We start from the raw sequence: 21,406 nt of genomic DNA, 5'->3' as shown, positions 1-21,406 counted from the left end.
TTTTATACTTTTGTAAAAAATAAAAATCGCTCACAAGAGCAAATAAAAATAAATGAAAAATCAACCTATATATACAAGTACATTTTCCGCTCCGAGCAATATTGCTTTGGTAAAATATTGGGGAAAAAAAGACAAACAAATTCCAGCCAATCCTTCATTGAGTTTTACTTTGAAAAATTGTAAAACCATTACTACATTAAAAGTTTTTTCAAAAGAGGAAAAAGGAATCAGCTTTGATTTGTTGTTTGAAGGTAAAGAAAAAGAAAGTTTTCGACCAAAAATTCAAAAATATTTTGAAAATATTGCCGATTTGTGCCCATTTATCATGGATTATCATTTTGAAATTGATACGATGAATACTTTTCCTCATAGTTCGGGTATTGCATCTTCGGCTTCGGGTATGGCAGCTTTGTCGGCAAACATTATTGCTTTTGAAAAACAATTAAATCCATCACAATCAGAAGAATATTTTACGAATAAAACATCAGAGTTGGCTCGTTTGGGTTCGGGTAGTGCGTGTAGAAGTATCAAAGGAGAAGTGGTAGTTTGGGGAGAAACGACAAGTATAGAAAAGAGCAACGACCACTTTGGTGTAGAGTTTCCTTATACAATCCACGAAACCTTTCAAAACTATCAAGACACTATTTTGTTGGTCGATAAGGGCGAAAAACAAGTGTCAAGTACAGTAGGACACAATTTGATGTACAATCATCCCTTTGCCAATGAGCGTTTTACACAGGCACACAACAATATAGCACAATTAAAAGAGATTTTACAATTGGGAGATATTTCCGCTTTTATTCAATTGGTAGAAAGTGAGGCATTGACATTGCATGCGATGATGATGACATCTATGCCTTATTTTATCCTAATGAAACCCAATACATTACAAATTATCGAAAAAATATGGAACTACAGAAATAAAGCACAAGTTCCGTTGTGTTTTACTCTCGATGCAGGAGCTAATGTACATTTGTTGTACCCTCTTTCATTTAAAAAACAAGTGCAAACATTTATTGCAGAAGAGCTGAGTCAACATTGTCAAAACAATCAATATATTCACGACGAAATGGGAAGTGGTGTAGAGAACTTACAATAATATCAAAAACTGATCGCATAGGTCAGTTTTTTTTATAAAATGAAAAGACAATTATCAAAATCCTCTGATAAAAATCCGTACATTTGTACGATAAACAGATAGTAAAATTATGATTCATTCAATGACGGGATTTGGAAAATCTTTTGTCCAAATGCCATTGAAAAAAATAACGATCGAAATCAAATCACTCAATTCTAAAAACTTGGATTTGAGTGTGCGTATGCCTCAATTGTACAAAGAAAAAGAATTAGAAGCTCGCAATCTCATAGCTTCTCATTTGGAAAGAGGAAAGGTAGAATGCAATATCTTTATCGACATCACAGGCGAGGAAACTCAAAATACGCTCAATGCACCGATTATCAAAGGATATATCGCTCAGATGATGGAGATAATTCCGCAGGAAAAAGTTGATTTTACGGAATTGATGAAAATGGCAGTGCGTATGCCCGATGCCTTGAAAGTAGAACGAGCAGAAATCGATGAAGAAGAATGGGCAGCTGTGAAAAAGCATTTGGAAATTGCAGTTAAAAATCTGAAAGAATTTCGCCGTCAGGAGGGAGAAAAATTAAAATTGGACTTTACCCAACGCATACAAACCATTCGTGAGCAATTAGCCGAAAGTTTGCAATATGAAGGACAACGCATCGAAACGGTAAAAGAACGCATTTCACAAAATTTGAAAGAACTGGCAGTAACTGTCGATGAAAGTCGTTTTGCACAAGAGGTGGTGTATTATTTGGAAAAATTGGATATCAACGAAGAAAAAGTACGCTTGACCAATCATTTGGATTACTTTGAAGAAACGATGAATAGTGCCGAACACAGTGGTAGAAAATTGGGCTTTATTGCACAAGAAATCGGAAGAGAAATTAATACATTAGGGTCAAAATCCAATCATTCGGAAATGCAAAAGTGCGTTGTGAAAATGAAAGACGAATTGGAAAAAATCAAAGAACAAGTACTCAATATATTATAACTATGAAATCAGGAAAACTCATTGTGTTTTCGGCACCATCAGGTTCGGGAAAAACAACCATCGTAAAACATTTGTTGCAACAAGAAGAATTGAAATTGGATTTTTCAATTTCGGCAACTTCGCGTTATAAAAGAGAAGGAGAGGTACATGGAAAAGATTACTATTTTATCACAGCCGAAGAATTTCAACAAAAAATAAATGAAAACGCCTTTGTAGAATACGAAGAGGTGTATAAAGACAATTTTTACGGAACATTGAAAACCGAATTGGAACGCATTTGGAGCGAGGGAAAAACCGTTATTTTTGACATAGATGTAGTAGGAGGATTGAATGTAAAATCGCAGTATCCAGAGCAGACTTTGGCAATCTTCGTAAACCCACCATCGGTAGAAGAATTGGAAAAGAGATTGCGACACAGACAAACCGAATCAGATGAGAAAATTGCAATGCGTTTGGCAAAAGCCGAAAGAGAAATCTCTCGTGCCAAAGAGTTTGATGTAATCCTGGAAAACAACGATTTAGAAACCGCCAAAAAAGAAGCGTATCAGTTGGTACAGCAATTTGTTAATTAGCGAATGGTGAATGATCGTCAGAACTATTAAATGAGCGAAGCTCATAAACGCACGAAGTGCTTAAACAAAGTTTCATGAACATAGGATTATATTTTGGGACATTCAATCCCGTACATATCGGGCATTTGATCATCGCCAATCATTTGGTAGAAAATTCGGATATTGACCAATTGTGGATGGTGGTAACGCCACACAATCCTCATAAGAAAAAATCGAATTTACTCGAGGATTATCACCGTTTACACATGATACATTTGGCAACGCAAGACTACGATCACATAGTGCCATCGGATATAGAGTTTAAATTGCCGCAACCCAATTATACGGTGCATACTTTGGTACATTTGAAAGAAAAATATCCCAAATACAATTTTTCGTTGATTATGGGAGAAGACAATTTAAAAACCTTTCAAAAGTGGAAAAATTATCAAGTGATATTGGAAAACCATCAACTGTATGTATATCCACGAATTTCCGAAGGAGAAATCCCACAAGAGTTGAAAAATCATCCCAATATTCATAAAATCAACGCCCCGATTATTGAGTTGTCATCAACTTTTATCAGAGAGCAAATCAAATTACAAAAAAATATCAAACCTATGCTTTCACCCACAGTTTGGGAATATATCGACCATAATCTGTTTTATAGGAAGTAGGAGGGAGTTTAACATTAATCAACAAAAAAATGAAAATAGCCATAGGAAATGACCACGCAGGTCCACAGTACAAAACAGCCATTGTAGAATATTTGACTTCAAAGGGAATTGAAGTAATCAACTTTGGTACAGACACATCAGATTCTGTAGATTATCCAGATTTTGGACACAAAGTAGCAACCGCAGTTGCCAATAAAGAGGTAAATTTAGGAATCGTGATTTGTGGTTCTGGAAACGGAATCGCAATGACTGCAAACAAACACCAAGATATTCGTTGTGCTTTGTGTTGGAACAAAGAGATTGCAGAATTGGCTCGTCAGCACAACGACGCCAATGTGTTGTCTATTCCCGCGAGATTTACAGCTATTCCGCAAGCGATAGAAATGGTAGAAGCCTTTGTAAACACTCCGTTTGAAGGAGGGCGTCATGCCAATAGAGTAGAGAAGATTGCTTGTCAATAAGAAAAAACAAGTAAATATTTCATAAACTGAAAAATAAAGTTTGTGGAATAAAAAAAATGATTACCTTTGCACGATTAAATAACCAAACGAAGGTCGGGTACCTTCATAAATACATTTAGATATGTCTGTAAAAATTAGATTACAAAGACACGGTAAAAAAGGAAAGCCTTTTTACTGGGTAGTAGCGGCAGATGCTCGCGCAAAAAGAGATGGTAAATTTTTGGAAAAATTGGGAACTTACAACCCAAACACAAACCCTGCAACTATCGACTTGAATGTTGATGCTGCTGCAAAATGGTTATTCCAAGGAGCTCAACCGACAGATACAGCTCGTGCGATCTTGTCTTACAAAGGTGCTTTGTTGAAACATCACTTAAACGGAGGTGTACGTAAAGGTGCTTTGACTCAAGAGCAAGCTGATGCAAAATTTGCTGCTTGGTTGGAAGAAAAACAAAACAAAATCAACGCAAAAGCGTCTGGATTGGCTGACAACAAAGCAGCTGCAAAAGCAAAAGCTTTAGAGGCTGAAAAAGAAGTAAACGCTAAGCGTATCGCTGCGGCTCAACAAGCAAAAGCTGCTGCGGAAGAGGCTACTGCTGAAGAAAATACTCCAGAAGTAGAAGAAAACACTGAAGAAACTGAAGCTTAATTATTAACATTGTAAAGCAATTTGGAATGCGTAAAAAAGACTGTTTTTATTTAGGAAAAATTGCTAAGAAATTTAGTTTCAAAGGCGAAGTTCTTGTCTATTTAGATACAGATGAGCCGGAATCTTATACAGAATTGGAATCAATGTTCGTTGAAATCAATGGGCATTTGGTTCCTTTTTTTGTTGAAAAATCTTGCATCCACAAAGAGCGTTTCTTACGTGTGCTTTTTGAAGATATTGCCTCTGAAGAAGACGCAGACGAACTCATAGGACGCGAAGTATATCTTCCGCTAAATATGCTTCCAAAATTGGAAGGAAATAAATTTTACTACCACGAAGTAGTTGGTTTCAAAGCAATTGACCAAGAAAAAGGTGCGTTTGGAACCATCGAAAAAATTTCTGACAACGGTGTACAAGCCTTGTTTGAAATATCTTATAACGAGGCGACTATCCTCGTACCTCTTATCGACGAATTTATCGTAAAAGTAGATCGTGAAAATCAAGAAATTTTATTCAATACCCCACCTGGATTGATTGATTTGTATTTGTGATTTTTTTTGAACTCACACAATATTTTGAAATAAAAAACTGCCTAAGAAATAAATCAAAGGCAGTTTTTCTTTGTGTATTTGATTTAGAAATTATTTGATAATGTTTATAATAGGAGTGCTATCTTCTTCTAAAGTGTATTCCACTTCATTATAATATACTTTTCTAATATAAAAGAATCTTTCTCCTTTTTCAGCAACGACTTTGATGTAATCAAACATATTATCATCGTATTGCAATTTGTAATATGATGTAACGAGGTTGTTTTCAACCTCGTGTTCATAAACTAATAATAAACCTAAAATAGTACGATTATCTACATAGTCTATACTTCTAACTTTTGCATATCCTTCTACATTTTCCATTTTTTGACCATTGCGATGACCACTTGTGTAATATAAATCGTTCCAGTTCTCATCTGTTACAAAAACACTAAGTTTATCTTGTTTATACACATTGGTTTGAAACAAATCATTTCCTTGTGCGTCAGAGAATTTTAGATAAATAAAGTTTGCATTAAAAACTTCTCCTATCTGATTGTCGTCGTTTTTATTGCAGCTTATAAATGCAATTAAACTAAAAAATAAATAAACTAATTTTTTCATAATTATTTTGGATTTATGTTATTAATCATGTGTTGATTGTAAATATAATTTATTGATGGGTTTGAAGAACCACCATTTACCTCATTCCAGTTTGCAAAATCAAATCTTCCTTGTTGATTATATGCCAAAATGGGTTTTTCAACAATTGAAGCAGACAAGACTACAAAACCATTGTTATTTGCTAAATTTATAGCATACATAATCGGAGTGCCATTGTTGTTTTCAATGGTTTGTACATCTTCTATTAGATTAATAGAAAGGTTGGGTAAGCCATTTGTTTGCTTTAATTTTTTTGAAAAAAATGCAACTAATTTTTCAAAATTCTTATTATCAAGCAGTTAATTATTTTCTGAAGTGTATAAGGTAATGATTTGGTAATGGAACCATTTTTACTGATTTTACTTGTTTTGCGCTGTAACTCAATGGCACAAAGGTACGAACTATTTACAAACTGGCAAAAAAACTTACCTTTGCCCTATGAAGCAGGTGCGGTTGCAGGCAGTGATTTTAAATCACTGCCTGCAACCGCACCTGCTTCAAAAGGTCAATAGGAAGAGGTAGTCCCACTCAAGCATTATCAATAAAAATCTACTTATAAAATCATTCTTTATCCATATATTCTTCCAATGACTTTTTAAGCTCATCCAAGAACGATGTTCCGGGTTTGGAACGTATTTTCGTCCTGTGAAAAGTGTGATGACTATGTTTCGAATCAAACTTTAAAAATCCTGTTAAAAATATCTATCATTTTACTGATGTTTATTTTTCCATCCCGTAATTGCTTTAACTTGTTGTTATGCTCAAAATAAGTATTTTAGCTACTGTATCCAAGTCTCTTATCACGTTTTGAGTATTGACTTCTAGTTTCCATTATAAGATCGAAAAGACACTCAATTAGTTATTTTCAATTCCAAATGTAAATGTGATTATTAAAGTGAAAACAACACATTCTAGTTCTTTATCAAAAAATCGAAATGAAAAAAATATACATACAGCTCACCTTTTAATGAAATAAATCTGCCCTTACTCTTGTTGTTGAATTAATTCTTTTTAGGAATCGTTACTATTGAGGCGGTTGCTTATACAAAGTTCTCCGCTTTCGTTTTTCGAGTTCACGTTCCAAAAGCATCGTAGCGATTACCTGACAGGTAGGCGTATGCTTGTTCTCTTGTAAGGCTTTTTTGAGCTTCTCTTCAGAAACATCTACCCGATAAAGAATACTGATGAGCTTGTTAAAATCCCTTTGAATCAAATCATCTATATATTCAACCAGTGCTTCAAACTGAGCTTCAAATGAAGGCTTGACCACTGCATTAGCTTCGTCCAAGCCTTGGGCAATGCTGATGATGGCTTGTTGTGCTTCTGTCATCTTTCTATATTTTTTAATTATTAGTTTGCAGAAATGATTTATCAAATGTTAGAAATGAATCATCAACCTTCAGAAACGATTTATCAAGTGTCAGAAATGAATCATCAACCTGTAGAAATGAACTATCAAAGTTGATAATCCATTTTTTTGTATCAAAATATCATTTTTTCTTTATCAAAAAATCATCCTTTTAGATAAAAAAATCATATTCGGCTGACCGAAATTCATTTTTGGCTGACCAAATATCATTTCTGATTGACCAAATACCATTTTTGATTGACCGAAATTCATTTCTTTCTAACTAAAATAAATTTCTAATTCACCGAACATTATTTCTTTCTAACCGAAATAGATTCCTCTCTATCGAAATAGCTTTACAGGTGGTTGCCGATGGTCTTCCCGATTTTGATAGCGTTGAATTTTTTATCAAATCCATAAACGATAGGCTCTCCTGTGGCAATCTCTCGTTTGATAATCTCTTCGGGCGAAAGATTTTCCAAATACATAATCAAGGCGCGCAAGCTATTGCCGTGAGCGGCGATTAAGACATTTTTCCCTTGTTGCAAAAGCGGTTTGATTGCCGTTTCAAAATACGGAATCACGCGGTGGTAAGTATCCTTGAGACTCTCGCCGTTGGATGGTGGTACATCAAACGAACGCCGCCAAAGATGCACCTGCTCCTTGCCGTACTTCTCTGCCGTTTCTGCCTTGTTCAGCCCCTCGAGGTCGCCATAAGCTCGCTCGTTGAGTGCCTGATGGCTCGTTACAGAGATGCCCTCTTTGTTGGGCAATTGGTTGAGAATGATTTCCAAAGTGTGCTGAGCCCGTATCAATTGGGAGGTAAAAGCCACGTCTATTTTTTCGGATTTCAAGACCAAACCTGCATTTTTTGCCTCTTGTTTGCCCTGCTCGGTGAGGTCTACATTTTTCCAACCAGTGAAGCGGTTTTCTAAATTCCATTGCGATTGTCCGTGTCGGACTAAAAATAATTTTGTCATGGTATTTTGATTTTTAGATGATGATTTTTCATTGATTAGCTCCCACACGCTAGGCATTCCTCTGGGTTGTCTAGTGAGCAGGCTACTTGTGATTGTCCTGAAAGCATCTGAGTGTCTACGGTAAATTTGATAGCATCTACGGCGGCTTTGGTACGGAGGTAGTACATACCCGTTTTCAGTCCGCTTTTCCACGCGTGGAAGTGCATTGAGGTGAGCTTTGCAAAATTCGGCTCTGCCATAAAGAGGTTGAGCGACTGCGACTGACAGATAAAAGCCCCGCGGTCTGCCGCCATATCAATAACGGTTTTTTGTTTGATTTCCCAAACGGTTTTGTACAATTCTTTCAGTTCGGTCGGTATTTCAGGAATGTTTTGCACCGAGCCATTTTCGGCGATGAGCTTGTTTTTCATCGTGGGGTTCCACAAGCCCAATTCGATGAGGTCTTTGAGTAAGAATTTATTGACCACCACAAATTCACCCGAAAGCACACGGCGGTTATAAATATTACTGGTGTAAGGCTCAAAGCACTCATTGTTGCCCAAAATCTGCGAAGTAGAGGCGGTGGGCATCGGTGCTAAAAGGAGCGAATTGCGTATGCCGTGGGTCATCACTTCGTTGCGAAGTTTTTCCCAATCCCAGCGGTCAGAAGGGGCTACTTGCCATAAATCAAACTGAAATTTTCCTTCCGAAAGAGGCGAACCCGCAAACGAACTGTACGCTCCTTGCTCCTTTGCCAATTCCATCGAGGCTTCCATCGAAGCAAAATAAATGGTCTCAAAAATATCCTTATTGAGCTTTCGTGCTTCTGGGCTTTCAAAGGGCAAACGAAGAAGTAAAAACACATCTGCCAATCCTTGCACACCTAAACCTATCGGACGGTGGCGGTCATTAGAAGTTTTGGTTTCGGGAATGGGATAATAATTTCCGTCAATGATTTTGTTGAGATTTCGCGTAACGATTTTGGTTACTTCATAGAGTTTTTGAAAATCAAAGCCCTTGTCCGAAACATAGCGAGGCAAAGCCAAGGAAGCCAAATTGCACACCGCCACCTCATCAGCATTGGTGTATTCCATTATTTCGGTGCAGAGGTTGGAAGCTTCGTATCGTACCAATGTTCTTTTGGTTTGATTTTTCATTCACGGCATCTTTGTAGCACATATAAGGTGTACCGGTTTCGATTTGAGCTTCGAGAATGGCTGTCCAGAGTTCGCGTGCCTTGATTTGCTTGCGAAATTTTCCTTCGTTTTCGTAAGTGGTATAAAGTTCGTTGAATTTTTCGCCATACACCTCGTACAGCCCTTGTGCTTCGTTGGGGTCAAAGAGCGACCACATTTGGTCGGCTTCTACGCGTTGCATAAAGAGGTCAGGAATCCAAAGGGCAGGAAATAAATCCCTTGCGCGCATCTCCTCCTTACCGTGATTTTTACGAATATCAATAAAATCAAAAATATCCGAGTGCCACGGTTCGATATAGACGGCAATAGCACCTTTGCGTTTGCCGCCGCCTTGATCTACATACCGAGCGGTGTCATTGAACACGCGAAGCATCGGAATAATGCCGTTGGAAATTCCGCCTGTACCTTTGATGTAGCTCCCTGTAGAACGAATGTTATGAATGCTTACGCCAATACCACCCGCCGATTGCGAAATCAAAGCACAGCGTTTAAGGGTGTCGAAAATCCCCGCGATGCTGTCTTCGGTCATACTGAGTAGGAAGCACGACGACATTTGCGGTTTGGGCGTACCCGCGTTGAAGAGCGTTGGCGTGGCGTGTATAAACCATTTTTCGCTCATTAAGTTGTAAGTTTCGATGGCTGCCTGAATATCCTCTTTGTGAATGCCCAACGCCACACGCATAAAGAGATGCTGTGGGCGTTCGGTTACCTTTCCATTGGTGCGAATGAGGTAGGAACGCTCTAAGGTTTTAAATCCGAAGTAATCAAAATTATAATCGCGGTCGTAGATGACACTGCTGTCGAGTTCATCGGCGTTTTTACGAATGATTTTATAAATTTCTTCGGAGATGAGAGGTGCGTGGGTTTGGGTTATGGGGTCGGTGTATTCGTAGAGCAATTGAGCGGTTTTTGAAAACGATTTGAGAGTGTTTTTGTGCAAATTGCTCACGGCGATGCGTGCCGCCAAGACCGAAAAATCAGGGTGAATGGTAGTTTGTGCGGCGGCGGTTTCTGCCGCAAGGTTGTCCAGTTCGGTAGTGGTAACATTGTCGTAAATCCCTTGAATGACTTTTTTAGCAATTTCAATTACATCTTTTTCCGAAATCGATAAGCCGTAGATGAGTTTATGAATACGAGCCGTAATTTTATCAAAATGAACGGCTTCTTTTTTTCCGTTTCTCTTTATTACAAACATTTCTTTTTTTTATTTGAATTTCATAGCATAAGCAGGAACTAGATTTCCTTTCAATAGTTTTTGGAGTTTGGATTGCATCAGTTTTTTCGCCAAGGGTTTCACTCGGTCAATGTAGAGAATGCCTTCCAAGTGGTCGTATTCGTGGAGAATCACGCGTGCGGTCATTCCGCTAAAAGTTTGGGTGATGGTTTCAAATTGTTCGTTTTGATAGCTCAATTCCACCGACCACGAACGGGCTACTTTTCCTGATAAAAAGGGCAAACTCAAACAGCCTTCCACTTCTTCCCATTGTTCTTCGGAAAGATTTTTTATTTGCGGATTGATAAACACCCGCCGAATACCTGTATCGTTGGGTTCAAAAAGTTCGGCTCGTTCGTCCTCGTTCATCACATCGTAAAGCACCTTTGAATCGGCAACGAACAACCGCAAAGATTTACCCACTTGTGGTGCTGCCAATCCACAGCCATTGGCTTTTTCCATCGTTTCCCACATATTGTCGATGAGTTCGTTCAAATTGAGAAAATCGGGTGTTACAGCTTCTGCCTTAGTCTTCAGCACATTGTTTCCGTAAGCAAAAATGGGGAGTTTCATTTTTTAATGGTTAATGATTAATTGTTAATTAACAATTACTTAAAAATCTTCATCGAGTGAAAAAGCGTTTTGTTCGCTACTGCTTTGTGCTACGCCTGTTTTTTGATATTCACCCACACGCCGTTCAAAGAAATTGGTTTTTCCTTGCAGGGAAATAAGCTCCATAAAATCAAAGGGATTGGTGGCGTTCCATACTTTATTACAACCCAAGGCAACGAGCAATCTATCGGCAACAAACTCAATGTATTGGCACATTAGTTCGGCATTCATCCCAATGAGTTTCACAGGGAGTGCATCGGTAACAAATTCTTTTTCAATGGCAACGGCATCTACGATGATTTCTTTTACGGTTTCTTCCGAAAGTTTGTTTTGTAGGTGATTGGCATAGAGTAAGCAAGCAAAATCGCAGTGCAAACCTTCGTCCCGACTGATGAGTTCGTTGGAAAAGGTGAGCCCTGGCATCAAACCGCGTTTTTTGAGCCAGAAAATAGAGCAAAAACTTCCTGAAAAGAAGATGCCTTCCACGGCAGCAAAGGCGATGAGTCGCTCGGCAAAACTTCCTTTGGTAATCCATCGCAACGCCCATTTTGCTTTTTTGGTAACGCACGGAATGGTTTCGATGGCACGAAGCAAATAGTCTTTTTCGGTAGGGTCTTTTACATAAGTATCGATGAGGAGCGAGTACATTTCGGAATGGATGTTTTCAATCATAATTTGAAATCCGTAGAAACATCGTGCCTCAGGATATTGCACCTCTTGGAGGAAGTTGATGGCAAGGTTTTCATTGACGATGCCATCGCTGGCGGCAAAAAACGCCAACACCCGCGAGATGAAAAATCGTTCGTTATCATTGAGTTTGTTTTGCCAATCGTGGAGGTCGGGCGACAAATCCACTTCTTCTGCCGTCCAAAAACTAGCTTCGGCGTTTTTGTAGAATTGCCAAATATCGTTGTGCTGTATAGGAAAAATGACAAAGCGGTCTTTGTTTTCTATTAAAAGAGGTTCGGTAATCATTTTTTAGCTTCCTTTAATTTTACAGATGCCTGTATATCAATATTTTCCCATACTTTACTTATTCCATCAGCACCTTTATGCAAATCGAAACAAACTGAGTTAAGCACTTCTAAGGCTTTCAAAGCTTTAAATTCTTTTAAATCGATGGAAGATTTGACCTTCAATAAATTATCTTTGAATTGAATTTCTGCTGGAATATTATTTACACTAATTCCATTCATTCTTAGCTTTATAACCCATTGATGATTTTCAAAAATGAATTTTCCCGATATTTTTCCTGCTTCATTCATCAATCCGAAGAAAAAATTTTTAATTTTTTCATCTCTGGAAGGATCTCCTGTTGACAACTTTAAGGCATTAATAGAAAACTCGGCATTGTTTAAGAAATTTTCAACGGATTTTCCCTCAGAAAGATTAATTAAATCCACCGATTCAAAAGTTCCTTTTACAGGTAATTTGTCGGTAGTTTTATATGCTGTCCATTCTACTTTTGCTGAATTTTCAACGGGTTCAAAAGATGATTTTTCATTTTTACAAGAGTACAACAATGTACCTCCTATACCTAATAATACGATGAATAAATTTTTGATTTTCATTAGCATTTACTTTTTACAAATTCATATATTAATCTTACAGGAACGGCGGTTGCTCCGCTTTGTTTATAGCCTTTTTTGTCTTTGAGAAAAGCTGCTCCTGCGATGTCGAGATGTACCCAAGGGTAATCGGTAAAATGTTCCAAGAATTTGGCTGCTGTACTGACTCCGCCAATTGGTCCACCAATGTTTTTAAGGTCGGCAATATCAGATTTTATGAGTTCGGCATATTCTTTCCAAAGAGGGAGCTGTACAATGCGTTCATAAACCTCTTCGCCAATGGATTTTAGAGCATCGATACTTTCTTGGTGGTTGGAAAGTCCTGCAATACCAAAACTTCCCGTTATTGCTGCCGAAGCTCCTGTGAGCGTAGCCATATCAATCACCAATTCGGGGTTGAATTTTTTCGCATAGCACAGAGCATCGGCGAGTACAAGCCGTCCTTCGGCATCGGTATTTTGCACTTCTACCGTTGTGCCGTCCATTATGGTAATCACATCATCTACCACTAAGGCATTGGAGCTGATTTTATTATCCGTAGCGGGTACAATACCGATGACATAATAAGGTAATTGATTGCCTGCAATGGCACACATCGCTCCTAGAACGGCTGCACCACCTGCCATATCGCATTTCATTGTACTCATTACGCCACCCACTTTGAGTGAGTAACCGCCCGTATCGAACATTACGCCTTTGCCCACCAAAACTAACGGCTGATCATTTATTGCATTTTTCGGTTTGTAGTGCATAATATTAAAAGTGGGTGGTATTTCCGAACCTTTATTTACCCCAAGCAAACCGCCCATTTTCAGGGTTTCGATTTGCTTTTTATGAAGAATTTCCGTTTCAAAACCGAATTTTTCACCTGCTCCTTGTGCCCATTCTGAAAATTTGAGTGCGTCCATATAATTAGCAGGTTCATTCACTGCGTTTTTGGTGAGGGAAATGGCTTCGAGAAGTATATTAAGTTCCTTGTATTGCTGTTCTGAAACTGCGGTTTCTGAAATAAATAGCGTGATTTTGCCTTCCCTTTTTTGGGATAGATATTTATCAAAATGATAACTGCTAAGCAACATACCTTCCAAGAGAGCGTATTTTTCTTTTTCGGAAAACATTTCTAGATTTTCGAATACCACTTCTGTAGAGGGAGAGGCAGCGGAACGCTGTAATGAGCCTATAACATTCGCACCTATTTGCCTTAAATCTTCTAATTCATCTTTAGAAACGGCTACCAGCAAACTTTTTTCTTCTTGCCAAAGACACCAATGTTTATTCTCTTTCTTGTCGAATGATTGACGAATTTCTGATTTTAAATTTTCTTGAATATCAATCTTTTGCAAATCTTTTTCGTTACGAATAAATCGGATCATTGTGCCTTTTTCAGATGGTGAATTGTGAGTATATCGTTTGAGTTCTGTACAAAGGTAAATATCGGTCATTTTATTGGTTTTTTAATTGTTGAGAGAGTGTTTGTTCTCCTGCCTTCCATCCACAGGCAGTTAATTCTTCCGTTTGGAGAGCATCTAATACACGAAGTACTTCCTCTACATTTCTTCCTACATTCATAGGATAAACGCTCACCCATTGTATAATTCCTTGTGGGTCAATGATAAAAGTAGCTCGATAAGCAACTTTTTCTTCGCAGTTTAAAATTCCCATTTCTTCGGATAAAGATTTGGAAGTATCAGCAAGCATTGGGATAGAAAGGTCTGCTAATTGGGGATGATTTTGTCTCCACCCTAAATGTACATATTCAGTATCAGTTGAAGCACCAATCAGCAAAGCATTTCTCTCTGCGAATTTTTCGTTGTTTTTGTTGAATTCTACAATTTCTGTTGGGCAGACGAAAGTAAAATCTTTGGGCCACCAAAAAAGCACCATCCACTTTCCTTGCTCCGTTGCATAGTTATTTGTAATTTCAGAAATTTCTATGCCTTGTTTTGTAGAAATAACGGCTTTTTTAGTAAATTCAGGTAATTTGTCCCCAATACTTAGTATTCCTTTTTGAATGAGTTGTAATTGTTCTCTCTGAATCAGTTTTTTAATTGAATTGCACATAATCAAATGTTTTTATATTTTGTAAATTATTTTTTGTTATTTGATTTTTTAAATAAGTTAAGAAAGCATCTGTCTTTGATGTTCTAACATTACTTTTTTGAGTAAAACTAAGGTAATTGAGAATAGATTTTCTTAATTCTTTTTCAATGATTTCCTTTTGATAATCCTTCTGATAGAAATGCAAAAGAAAATATATTGCTTTTTGCAATATCTCTTCGGCTCTGTTCAAATCCTTAACTTCTTGATAACAATTTGCCAAATTGTAACACGAAATGGTATATACTTGTATGAAAGGCACTTTTAATCGCACACAATCTGGCAAATTGCTATTCAATACTTCTGCTCTATATAAGGCGTTTAGGTAGCCATCTAAAGCAAGTTCGTAATTTCCTTCATCGAAAAATTTATTAGCTTCTTCTGTCAAAAATTTCCAATAATTTTCGATATGATTTACACAAGTATCACTCATATTATTTTAGATTTTGGTTAGCAAAATTCCAATTGACCAATTCCCAGAAACCTTCCACGAATTTGGGTCTTGCATTTCGGTAATCGATATAGTAAGCGTGTTCCCATACATCAATGGTGAGAATAGGCGTTTTGTTTTCGGTAAGTGGAGTGTAGGCATCTTTCATTGGGAGAATTTCTAGTTTTCCTTCTTGATTTTGAGCCAGCCACGCCCAACCTGCACCGAATAATTTTACGGCAGTGGTAGAGAATTGTTCTTTAAAATTTTCAAAATTTCCGAAATCGCGGTTAATGAGTTCGGCGATTTTCCCCGTAGGATTTTTTCCGCCATCGGGCGACAGGCAATTCCAAAAAAAGGAATGATTCCAATGCTGAGCCGCATTGTTGAAAATAGCTACATTGTTTTGTGCGTGGCTTTTTCGGATGATATCCACGATGTCTTTTTCCGCCCATTCGGTATCTTTTACCAATCCAGCAAGGTTATTTACATAGGTAGCGTGATGCTTGTCGTAGTGATAGTCAAAAGTTTCCTCGGTAATAATCGGGTTTAGAGCGTTTTTATCATATGGAAGCTCTGGAAGTGTGTGATTGATTTTCATTTTACTTACAATTAAATTAGTTAGTTTATTGGTTTTTAGTTTTTTAATATTATTAGTTTGTTATTGTGTTTAGATTAGCAAAAATAATAATTTATACTTGTCTAAAAAAATAAATCGATAAATTTTTTATCTATTTTCATAATGTACTTTTTAATAAATTGTAAATCAAATATATAAAATGAAGTTTGATGTCTTACACGTCATTATTTTTTCAGTGATATGTTGTTCTAATTGTTGTGAAATAGCCATAATTTCTTTACAGATAGCTACCATTTGAGCCGTTTGTTTTTCAAGTTTGAACAGATAGGCAGCGGCTTTCTTTTCGGAAAAATTGCGATACAAAATCTTTACTATCTGATTGTAATTCACTCCCACCGCCCGAAATTGCCCATAGAGTTCGGTGAGTTTGATATAAAAATCCAATACTGATTTATCGAATTTTACACTTTTGATTTCTTTGGAAAATAATACCGAAGTGATAAAATGAGCTTTGATTTTCATTCCCGATTGTTCAAACAGGGATAGAAATTTAGCATTATCTTCATCATTTAGTCGAAACACATACCGATGTGTGGTTGGATTGAGCTTTTGTGTCGTCCGTTATATTGCTTATGTTGAATATTTTTTGTGTCCATAGTGTTATTTATAAAATCGGTTGTTAAGTTAAAAAACCACGACTTTGGAGAGGTTTTCAGCTCCCTGCAAGGGCAAGTGGTTTTGAGATGCGGAAAATATTTTGAGCATCTCAAAACACAACTTGCTCTGTTCGGGTGAACAGAAAATACTCCCTATCGGTCGCATTAAAATTAGCTTTGAAAAAGAAAGAAAGACCTTCCAAAATCATTGTCTTTTGTTTTTGTGCAAAACAACCGAATTTCAATCATTTAGCAGATATATCATTCCTTGCCATTGAATGCCCTATAATGCCAAAGACTTCCTTATGTAAATACGTGTGTAATTGTGTATGTTTCTTTGTACGCACATACATATGTATGTAGCTACGTAGCTACGTACCAACGTACTTACATATGTACATACGTACGTAAACAAATACGATAATACCTATGTGATTATCTGCAAACGTAAATACTTACACACTTACTTGTTTGTGCATATATGTATGTAAATATGTAGGTACGTGCGTGTATAAGTAAGCATACAAATAGGTAAGTTTCTAAATATAAAAGAGAAAGCACAAAAAACATAAGCATACTTGCTCATCTTAACTAAAATTTTTAATTCGGCAATGAGAGGAAGAGCGAAGTCGTTTCATTAAAACAAGTAGTAAGTAGTGCGTTCATTTTTATCATTTTCGACATTTTTTTATTCGTATAAAGAGCCGGAATATGCGGTTGTCGTTTCGAGAGCCTAAAAGGTCTGTGTTTAGCGGCTACAAGGTTTTTCAAAAAAATACAACCCCTGTTGAAAACGGGTGTGGAGATTTTTTTGAAAACCAAAGGCTTGACCTTGTAGAAGCGTTACAAACACAGAAATACCTTTGCTCTCGAAAACGAACACCCATATCGGCTTCTTACCCCATAAATAAAACAGGAGAAAATACCATAAACAAACGCACACACCATTACTAACTAAAATGAAATGAAGTAGCCTTCCTCTGCCGAATAAAAGCCAATAAAAAAACCGATACAAAAATTGTAAACAATCCCTGTATCGGTAAATACTAAAATCGAATATCTTTGATAGACAATCAACTACGTTATAATGAAGCGACTAATCGCTCACCAAAATCATTGAATTTACAAGCGATTTTTTCCATATCCTTACTGATTTTTTCATTGGTGATTTTAGCATAAATCTGTGTGGTTTTCAAATTCTTGTGTCCCATCATTTTACTAACACTTTCCAAAGGAACACCTTCTGTAAGAAATAAGGTGCCAAAAGTATGCCTTGCCCAATGAAAGCTCAATGGCTTTGTTTTATCAATACCCGCCTCTAAGCTAATTTCTCTTAAATGAAGATTGCAAGAGGTATTACTTGGGACAGGAAATACAAACTCACCTCTACTGATGGATTCGTATTTATCAATGATTTTTTGAGCGATGGGAAGTATGCGAACATTGGAAGGATTGCTCGTTTTTTGCCTACGGGAAAGAATCCAACGATTGCCATCAAAAAAGGTTTGAATTTGGTTCTTTTTAAGCTGTTTGATGTCAATATACGAAAGTCCTGTAAAACAGCTAAACACGAACAAATCACGCACCAATTCACGGGTTTTACTCTTAAAAGTACAGCTCAATAACTGCTCAATTTCTTCTTTTAGCAAATAACCTCGGTCTTTTTCCTGCATTGTAATTTCGTATTCTCGGAATGGGTTCTTGTGAATCAAATCTTTTTCCAAAGCGATGTCAATCATCTTACACAAAGGCATCATATATACCCATATCGTATTATGTGTTAATCCTTTATCAACACGAAGATAAAAATCAAAATCTTTAATGAAATCCGCTGTAAGCTCCCGAAAGGCCATATCTTTTCGATGGTATTTATAACCAATAAAATCTGAAAGATGTGTATATACATTTTGATATTTCGCTAATGTCTGTTTGCCTCTTACTCCTTTTTGAACCATTTTTTCAAAATCAACGTTGAAATTTTCAAAAACTTTTAAAAGCGAATCGTCCATTGTTCCAATGCCTAAAAAGCTGTTTTTAAGCTTTTCGGCAGTGGCAAAGCCTTCTGTTTTCATCAAATGGTCATATTGATTGACCAAACGAGTTTTCAGTTCTTCCAATTTGCGATTTAATAAAAGAGCTTCTTCACTCTTACCTAAGACTTTGCCGAATTTCAAGTCCCATTTATCGGGAAAAATTTCGAGTTTAGTACTAAATTGGGCAATTTTACCATCAATGGTAATCCTACCCATAATGGCCACTTTTCCGTTTTTCTTAGGAGCATTCTTTTTCAGATAGAAAAGCACTTTGAAGGTTGATTTTTTTACTTGCATAACTCAACTTTTTAAATTACAAAATTAATTTCTATTGAGTTACCATACGCTATGAAAACAAGTGCAAAACACTGAAATATAGTCTTTTACTTAAAATATTTAAAACCACCATTAGGTAACGATTTAGAAACCTAACTTTGTTTTTACCCGTCAAATTACCCTATGCCTTGCTTTCCAACATTTCTCTGATAAAAAACTAAACCATTTAGTATGTGTATATTACATCTTTTTACTTACTTTCGCAGTTTAATTTTATTTTTTGTTCAAAAAATTAACAGCTGAATTTTTGGCCTGGCAATAGTAATGATTTTACTACTTGCAATTTTCGAGTTTTCTGAATCATAATTTTTAGTATCTGTAGAAAACTCGTTTTGACACGAAAAGAGGCTAATTAACAATAAGCTTAAAATACTTCTTTTACACATAATAAAAATGATTTAGATTGTTAAAACTTTTTAAATATAATAATTTTATAAATAAGCGTGGTAGATTTTAACATATTTTAAGCGTAAAAAAATAAAAAAAAGATTTTTAAATTTTATGCTGGAATAAAATAATGTATTGTGTTTATTGTTGTATATGATGGGTTATCATGATAATAAAGGGTGTGGTTTAGAAAATACACTCGTCAGTTTGTTTAAAATTTTTCGAAACAGGAGATAGCTATGTATTTTAAAATGTGAAATATTTCATAACTTGCTTTGTAAATAGAATAGTTGCTTTCATATGTTCTGATTCGTAAGAAATTTTAAACAGTAAATAATCTGTCTTCTCTTAAAGTAGAGCGTTTCTTACGTGTGCTTTTTGAAGATATTGCCTCTGAAGAAGACGCAGACGAACTCATAGGACGCGAAGTATATCTTCCGCTAAACATGCTTCCAAAATTGGAAGGAAATAAATTTTATTACCACGAAGTTGTTGGTTTCAAAGCAATTGACCAAGAAAAAGGTGCGTTTGGAATCATCGAAAAAGTTACAGACAACGGTGTACAAGCTTTGTTTGAAATCTCTTATAACGAGGCAACCATCCTCGTACCTCTCATCGACGAATTTATCGTAAAAGTAGATCGTGAAAATCAAGAAATTTTATTCAATACCGCACCTGGATTGATTGATTTGTATTTATAAAAACACCTCCACGGCACTCAAAAAAGTATTGGCGTGTGCTTGTACAATCGTTGAAACATCGGGCGAATAACCTCCTCCCATACTACATTGTACGGGAATATCATGCTGTTTTGCAATGGAAAACACGACTAAATCTCTTTGTTTGCATCCGTCTAAACTGCACCCCATTTTTCCCAATTTATCACTTTCTAAAATATCTACTCCCGATTGATAAAAAATAAAATCAGGTTGAAAAGTATTCATAATTTGTTGTAAATGTGTGTTTAATAATTGTAGATATTCCACATCTGAAATATTATCTTCCAATGCGATATCCAACGAAGATTGTTCTTTTTTGAACGGATAATTGTTTTTCCCATGCATCGAAAAAGTAAAAACACGCTCTTCGTTTTGAAAAATATCTGCTGTACCATTGCCTTGGTGTACATCAAGGTCGATGAATAAAATGTTTTTTGCCAATTGCTCTTTCAACAATACGCCCGCTGCAACTGCTTGGTCATTGAGCATACAAAATCCTTCGCCATGAGCTTGGTAAGCGTGATGAGTTCCCCCTGCAATATTAAAGGCAACCTTTGATTTTATAGCTTTTCTTGCCCCTTCAATCGCTCCTTTTACCAAATACAATTCCCTTTCTACTAATTCTTTGTTGTGAACAAAACCTGTTTTTCTGGTCGCACTAGCATCCAATCGCAAATTGATAAAATCCTCTACATATTGAGCATCGTGTACCAAAATCAATTCTTCAACCGTCGCCAGTGTAGGCTCGAAAAACCAGTCGTGAGCTACTATCCCTTCTTTGAGTAAATACTCAGGCAAAAGGCGGTATTTTTCCATAGGAAAACGATGGTTTTCGGGTACAGGATGTATGTATGAGGGATGAAAAGCTATGGGAAACATAGAATCAAAATTTAGTTGAACAACAGAGGTAAATCTGCAATTTTTTCAATTTCAAAAAAATGGTCGTGTGTAGGTTTAAAATCGATCTGTTCGTACACCCAAGTTGATGTAAAAGGTACATAAATAGCTTGACTACCAATGTTTAATACAGGTAAAATATCTGATTTTAGTGAATTTCCTATCATGATAAATTCTTCTGCTTGTACGCCCAATCTCTTTAAAAGTTTGTTGTAATCTTCCTCATTTTTTTTTATCATCACTTCGATATGGTGAAAGTAAATACCCAAACCCGAATCGTGCAATTTTCTATGTTGGTCTTTCAAATCGCCTTTGGTCGCGACGATCAATCGGTAATTGGGTGCTAAAAATTGCAATACGCATTCGATTTCCGGCATCAACGAAACAGGTTTTTGAAGCAAATCTTTTCCTACTTGGATGATTTGTTCGATTTCTCTTGCCGAAATTTTATAATCCGAAAGTGTGTAAGCAGCCTCTATCATCGAAAGTACATAACTTTTTACCCCAAAACCATAAAGTGAAAGATTTTTTACTTGATGTTGTAGGATTAAATCTGCTGTTTGGTCGGTGTCGATATAAGGCGACATGATGTGTTTGAAGATTTTTTCCGCTTGGTTAAAATGAGGTTCGTTGATGAAAAGTGTGTCATCAGCGTCAAAGGCAATAACTTTTATATTTTGAAGGTTTTTTAACTTTTTCATACAATAAAAAAGTCATTCAACACAAGGAAAAAACATACAAATTTCGGTAAATTTTTTCAATGTCTGAA

General features: G+C 36.4%; 25 protein-coding genes and 1 pseudogene. 9 read left to right on the top strand and 17 right to left on the bottom strand.

Translation table 11 applies throughout. The features are described 5' to 3' along the window. The first annotated feature begins 52 nt into the window (after positions 1 to 52). From AB4865_RS01175 to rimM (AB4865_RS01145), 7 genes are all read left to right on the top strand, one after another. Positions 53 to 1,099: a diphosphomevalonate/mevalonate 3,5-bisphosphate decarboxylase family protein gene (locus tag AB4865_RS01175; protein ID WP_372473911.1), complete on the top strand. Its 1,047-nt coding sequence runs from the start codon at positions 53 to 55 to the stop codon at positions 1,097 to 1,099. A gap of 109 nt (positions 1,100 to 1,208) precedes the next feature. Continuing rightward, a complete protein-coding gene (locus AB4865_RS01170) occupies positions 1,209 to 2,075 on the top strand; it encodes a YicC/YloC family endoribonuclease (protein ID WP_372473910.1) in 867 nt (288 codons plus the stop codon). Between the two features lie 2 nt (positions 2,076 to 2,077). Continuing rightward, a complete protein-coding gene (gmk, locus tag AB4865_RS01165) occupies positions 2,078 to 2,647 on the top strand; it encodes a guanylate kinase (protein ID WP_372473909.1) in 570 nt (189 codons plus the stop codon). Positions 2,648 to 2,721: 74 nt separating this feature from the next. After that, the gene (gene nadD, locus AB4865_RS01160) at positions 2,722 to 3,303 is read left to right on the top strand and encodes a nicotinate (nicotinamide) nucleotide adenylyltransferase (RefSeq protein ID WP_372473908.1); all 582 of its coding nucleotides are present in this window, start codon (positions 2,722 to 2,724) and stop codon (positions 3,301 to 3,303) included. 29 nt (positions 3,304 to 3,332) lie between these two features. Next, positions 3,333 to 3,764, top strand: coding sequence for a ribose 5-phosphate isomerase B (gene rpiB, locus AB4865_RS01155; RefSeq protein ID WP_372473907.1), 432 nt, complete (start codon positions 3,333 to 3,335; stop codon positions 3,762 to 3,764). Between the two features lie 121 nt (positions 3,765 to 3,885). Continuing rightward, positions 3,886 to 4,413 (top strand): 30S ribosomal protein S16, encoded by a 528-nt coding sequence (locus tag AB4865_RS01150; RefSeq protein WP_372473906.1) that lies wholly within the window; start codon positions 3,886 to 3,888, stop codon positions 4,411 to 4,413. 26 nt (positions 4,414 to 4,439) lie between these two features. Then, on the top strand, positions 4,440 to 4,964 hold the full coding sequence (rimM, locus tag AB4865_RS01145) for a ribosome maturation factor RimM (protein ID WP_372473905.1): 525 nt from the start codon (positions 4,440 to 4,442) through the stop codon (positions 4,962 to 4,964). Between the two features lie 90 nt (positions 4,965 to 5,054). On the opposite strand, the gene AB4865_RS01140 is transcribed toward rimM (AB4865_RS01145), so the two are convergent. Both AB4865_RS01140 and AB4865_RS01135 read right to left on the bottom strand, forming a co-directional pair. Beyond that, positions 5,055 to 5,567 carry a hypothetical protein gene (locus AB4865_RS01140; RefSeq protein WP_372473903.1) on the bottom strand — a complete coding sequence of 171 codons (513 nt, stop codon included), beginning with the start codon at positions 5,565 to 5,567 and terminating at the stop codon, positions 5,055 to 5,057. A gap of 2 nt (positions 5,568 to 5,569) precedes the next feature. Next, complete coding sequence (locus tag AB4865_RS01135; protein ID WP_372474868.1) at positions 5,570 to 5,812, bottom strand: Spi family protease inhibitor; 243 nt, start codon at positions 5,810 to 5,812, stop codon at positions 5,570 to 5,572. A gap of 132 nt (positions 5,813 to 5,944) precedes the next feature. On the opposite strand from AB4865_RS01135, the gene AB4865_RS01130 reads away from it, so the two are divergent. Next, entirely contained in the window at positions 5,945 to 6,118 is a 174-nt protein-coding gene (locus AB4865_RS01130; RefSeq protein WP_372473902.1) for a hypothetical protein, read from the top strand. A gap of 49 nt (positions 6,119 to 6,167) precedes the next feature. Here the strand turns inward: AB4865_RS01130 and AB4865_RS01125 are convergent, their stop codons facing one another. From AB4865_RS01125 to AB4865_RS01065, 13 genes and pseudogenes are all read right to left on the bottom strand, one after another. After that, on the bottom strand, positions 6,168 to 6,308 hold the full coding sequence (locus AB4865_RS01125; RefSeq protein WP_372474867.1) for an RteC domain-containing protein: 141 nt from the start codon (positions 6,306 to 6,308) through the stop codon (positions 6,168 to 6,170). A gap of 322 nt (positions 6,309 to 6,630) precedes the next feature. Beyond that, on the bottom strand, positions 6,631 to 6,936 hold the full coding sequence (locus AB4865_RS01120; protein ID WP_372473901.1) for a hypothetical protein: 306 nt from the start codon (positions 6,934 to 6,936) through the stop codon (positions 6,631 to 6,633). A 374-nt stretch (positions 6,937 to 7,310) separates the two neighbouring features. After that, positions 7,311 to 7,934: a 2,3-diphosphoglycerate-dependent phosphoglycerate mutase gene (locus tag AB4865_RS01115; RefSeq protein WP_372473900.1), complete on the bottom strand. Its 624-nt coding sequence runs from the start codon at positions 7,932 to 7,934 to the stop codon at positions 7,311 to 7,313. Positions 7,935 to 7,969: 35 nt separating this feature from the next. After that, positions 7,970 to 10,304 (bottom strand): annotated as a pseudogene (locus AB4865_RS01110) (ribonucleoside-diphosphate reductase subunit alpha). A gap of 9 nt (positions 10,305 to 10,313) precedes the next feature. Then, positions 10,314 to 10,895, bottom strand: a complete 582-nt coding sequence (gene def, locus AB4865_RS01105; RefSeq protein WP_372473899.1) for a peptide deformylase — start codon at positions 10,893 to 10,895, stop codon at positions 10,314 to 10,316. A 39-nt stretch (positions 10,896 to 10,934) separates the two neighbouring features. Further along, on the bottom strand, positions 10,935 to 11,909 hold the full coding sequence (locus tag AB4865_RS01100; RefSeq protein WP_372473898.1) for a ribonucleoside-diphosphate reductase small subunit: 975 nt from the start codon (positions 11,907 to 11,909) through the stop codon (positions 10,935 to 10,937). Beyond that, entirely contained in the window at positions 11,906 to 12,505 is a 600-nt protein-coding gene (locus tag AB4865_RS01095; RefSeq protein ID WP_372473897.1) for a hypothetical protein, read from the bottom strand. Before AB4865_RS01095 ends, AB4865_RS01100 begins: the two co-directional genes overlap by 4 nt. Beyond that, positions 12,505 to 13,944 (bottom strand): M17 family metallopeptidase, encoded by a 1,440-nt coding sequence (locus tag AB4865_RS01090; RefSeq protein ID WP_372473896.1) that lies wholly within the window; start codon positions 13,942 to 13,944, stop codon positions 12,505 to 12,507. Before AB4865_RS01090 ends, AB4865_RS01095 begins: the two co-directional genes overlap by 1 nt. Position 13,945: 1 nt before the next feature. After that, positions 13,946 to 14,563, bottom strand: a complete 618-nt coding sequence (locus tag AB4865_RS01085; RefSeq protein WP_372473895.1) for a peroxiredoxin — start codon at positions 14,561 to 14,563, stop codon at positions 13,946 to 13,948. Next, on the bottom strand, positions 14,547 to 15,032 hold the full coding sequence (locus tag AB4865_RS01080; RefSeq protein ID WP_372473894.1) for a tetratricopeptide repeat protein: 486 nt from the start codon (positions 15,030 to 15,032) through the stop codon (positions 14,547 to 14,549). The genes AB4865_RS01085 and AB4865_RS01080 overlap by 17 nt, the downstream gene beginning before the upstream one ends. A 1-nt stretch (position 15,033) precedes the next feature. Further along, the gene (locus AB4865_RS01075; RefSeq protein ID WP_372473893.1) at positions 15,034 to 15,630 is read right to left on the bottom strand and encodes a superoxide dismutase; all 597 of its coding nucleotides are present in this window, start codon (positions 15,628 to 15,630) and stop codon (positions 15,034 to 15,036) included. Between the two features lie 165 nt (positions 15,631 to 15,795). Continuing rightward, complete coding sequence (mobA, locus tag AB4865_RS01070) at positions 15,796 to 16,191, bottom strand: conjugal transfer protein MobA (protein ID WP_372473891.1); 396 nt, start codon at positions 16,189 to 16,191, stop codon at positions 15,796 to 15,798. A 1,156-nt stretch (positions 16,192 to 17,347) separates the two neighbouring features. Beyond that, positions 17,348 to 18,595 carry a site-specific integrase gene (locus AB4865_RS01065; protein ID WP_372473890.1) on the bottom strand — a complete coding sequence of 416 codons (1,248 nt, stop codon included), beginning with the start codon at positions 18,593 to 18,595 and terminating at the stop codon, positions 17,348 to 17,350. Positions 18,596 to 19,359: 764 nt separating this feature from the next. Between AB4865_RS01065 and rimM (AB4865_RS01060) the strand changes: the two genes are divergently transcribed. Next, positions 19,360 to 19,722: a ribosome maturation factor RimM gene (rimM, locus tag AB4865_RS01060; RefSeq protein ID WP_372474866.1), complete on the top strand. Its 363-nt coding sequence runs from the start codon at positions 19,360 to 19,362 to the stop codon at positions 19,720 to 19,722. Here the strand turns inward: rimM (AB4865_RS01060) and AB4865_RS01055 are convergent. Continuing rightward, a complete protein-coding gene (locus AB4865_RS01055; protein ID WP_372473889.1) occupies positions 19,717 to 20,619 on the bottom strand; it encodes a histone deacetylase in 903 nt (300 codons plus the stop codon). The two genes, rimM (AB4865_RS01060) and AB4865_RS01055, sit on opposite strands and share 6 nt — an antisense overlap. Before the next feature lie 11 nt (positions 20,620 to 20,630). Beyond that, positions 20,631 to 21,338 (bottom strand): HAD family hydrolase, encoded by a 708-nt coding sequence (locus AB4865_RS01050; protein WP_372473888.1) that lies wholly within the window; start codon positions 21,336 to 21,338, stop codon positions 20,631 to 20,633. Between the last annotated feature and the right edge of the window lie 68 nt (positions 21,339 to 21,406).

The sequence above is a fragment of the Capnocytophaga sp. ARDL2 genome (assembly GCF_041530365.1).
Lineage (GTDB): Bacteria > Bacteroidota > Bacteroidia > Flavobacteriales > Flavobacteriaceae > Flavobacterium.
The sequence above is the reverse complement of the archived record's forward strand: the minus strand, read 5'-3'. Positions and strand labels throughout refer to the sequence as shown.

Bases quoted from the DNA above. Each gene is read 5' to 3' on its own strand.
- AB4865_RS01175 (WP_372473911.1), top strand. From the start codon at position 53: ATGAAAAATCAACCTATATATACAAGTACATTTTCCGCTCCGAGCAAT.
- AB4865_RS01170 (WP_372473910.1), top strand. From the start codon at position 1,209: ATGATTCATTCAATGACGGGATTTGGAAAATCTTTTGTCCAAATGCCA.
- gmk (WP_372473909.1), top strand. From the start codon at position 2,078: ATGAAATCAGGAAAACTCATTGTGTTTTCGGCACCATCAGGTTCGGGA.
- nadD (WP_372473908.1), top strand. From the start codon at position 2,722: ATGAACATAGGATTATATTTTGGGACATTCAATCCCGTACATATCGGG.
- rpiB (WP_372473907.1), top strand. From the start codon at position 3,333: ATGAAAATAGCCATAGGAAATGACCACGCAGGTCCACAGTACAAAACA.
- AB4865_RS01150 (WP_372473906.1), top strand. From the start codon at position 3,886: ATGTCTGTAAAAATTAGATTACAAAGACACGGTAAAAAAGGAAAGCCT.
- rimM (WP_372473905.1), top strand. From the start codon at position 4,440: ATGCGTAAAAAAGACTGTTTTTATTTAGGAAAAATTGCTAAGAAATTT.
- AB4865_RS01140 (WP_372473903.1), bottom strand. From the start codon at position 5,567: ATGAAAAAATTAGTTTATTTATTTTTTAGTTTAATTGCATTTATAAGC.
- AB4865_RS01130 (WP_372473902.1), top strand. From the start codon at position 5,945: ATGGAACCATTTTTACTGATTTTACTTGTTTTGCGCTGTAACTCAATG.
- AB4865_RS01120 (WP_372473901.1), bottom strand. From the start codon at position 6,936: ATGACAGAAGCACAACAAGCCATCATCAGCATTGCCCAAGGCTTGGAC.
- AB4865_RS01115 (WP_372473900.1), bottom strand. From the start codon at position 7,934: ATGACAAAATTATTTTTAGTCCGACACGGACAATCGCAATGGAATTTA.
- def (WP_372473899.1), bottom strand. From the start codon at position 10,895: ATGAAACTCCCCATTTTTGCTTACGGAAACAATGTGCTGAAGACTAAG.
- AB4865_RS01100 (WP_372473898.1), bottom strand. From the start codon at position 11,909: ATGATTACCGAACCTCTTTTAATAGAAAACAAAGACCGCTTTGTCATT.
- AB4865_RS01095 (WP_372473897.1), bottom strand. From the start codon at position 12,505: ATGAAAATCAAAAATTTATTCATCGTATTATTAGGTATAGGAGGTACA.
- AB4865_RS01090 (WP_372473896.1), bottom strand. From the start codon at position 13,944: ATGACCGATATTTACCTTTGTACAGAACTCAAACGATATACTCACAAT.
- AB4865_RS01085 (WP_372473895.1), bottom strand. From the start codon at position 14,563: ATGTGCAATTCAATTAAAAAACTGATTCAGAGAGAACAATTACAACTC.
- AB4865_RS01080 (WP_372473894.1), bottom strand. From the start codon at position 15,032: ATGAGTGATACTTGTGTAAATCATATCGAAAATTATTGGAAATTTTTG.
- AB4865_RS01075 (WP_372473893.1), bottom strand. From the start codon at position 15,630: ATGAAAATCAATCACACACTTCCAGAGCTTCCATATGATAAAAACGCT.
- AB4865_RS01065 (WP_372473890.1), bottom strand. From the start codon at position 18,595: ATGCAAGTAAAAAAATCAACCTTCAAAGTGCTTTTCTATCTGAAAAAG.
- AB4865_RS01055 (WP_372473889.1), bottom strand. From the start codon at position 20,619: ATGTTTCCCATAGCTTTTCATCCCTCATACATACATCCTGTACCCGAA.
- AB4865_RS01050 (WP_372473888.1), bottom strand. From the start codon at position 21,338: ATGAAAAAGTTAAAAAACCTTCAAAATATAAAAGTTATTGCCTTTGAC.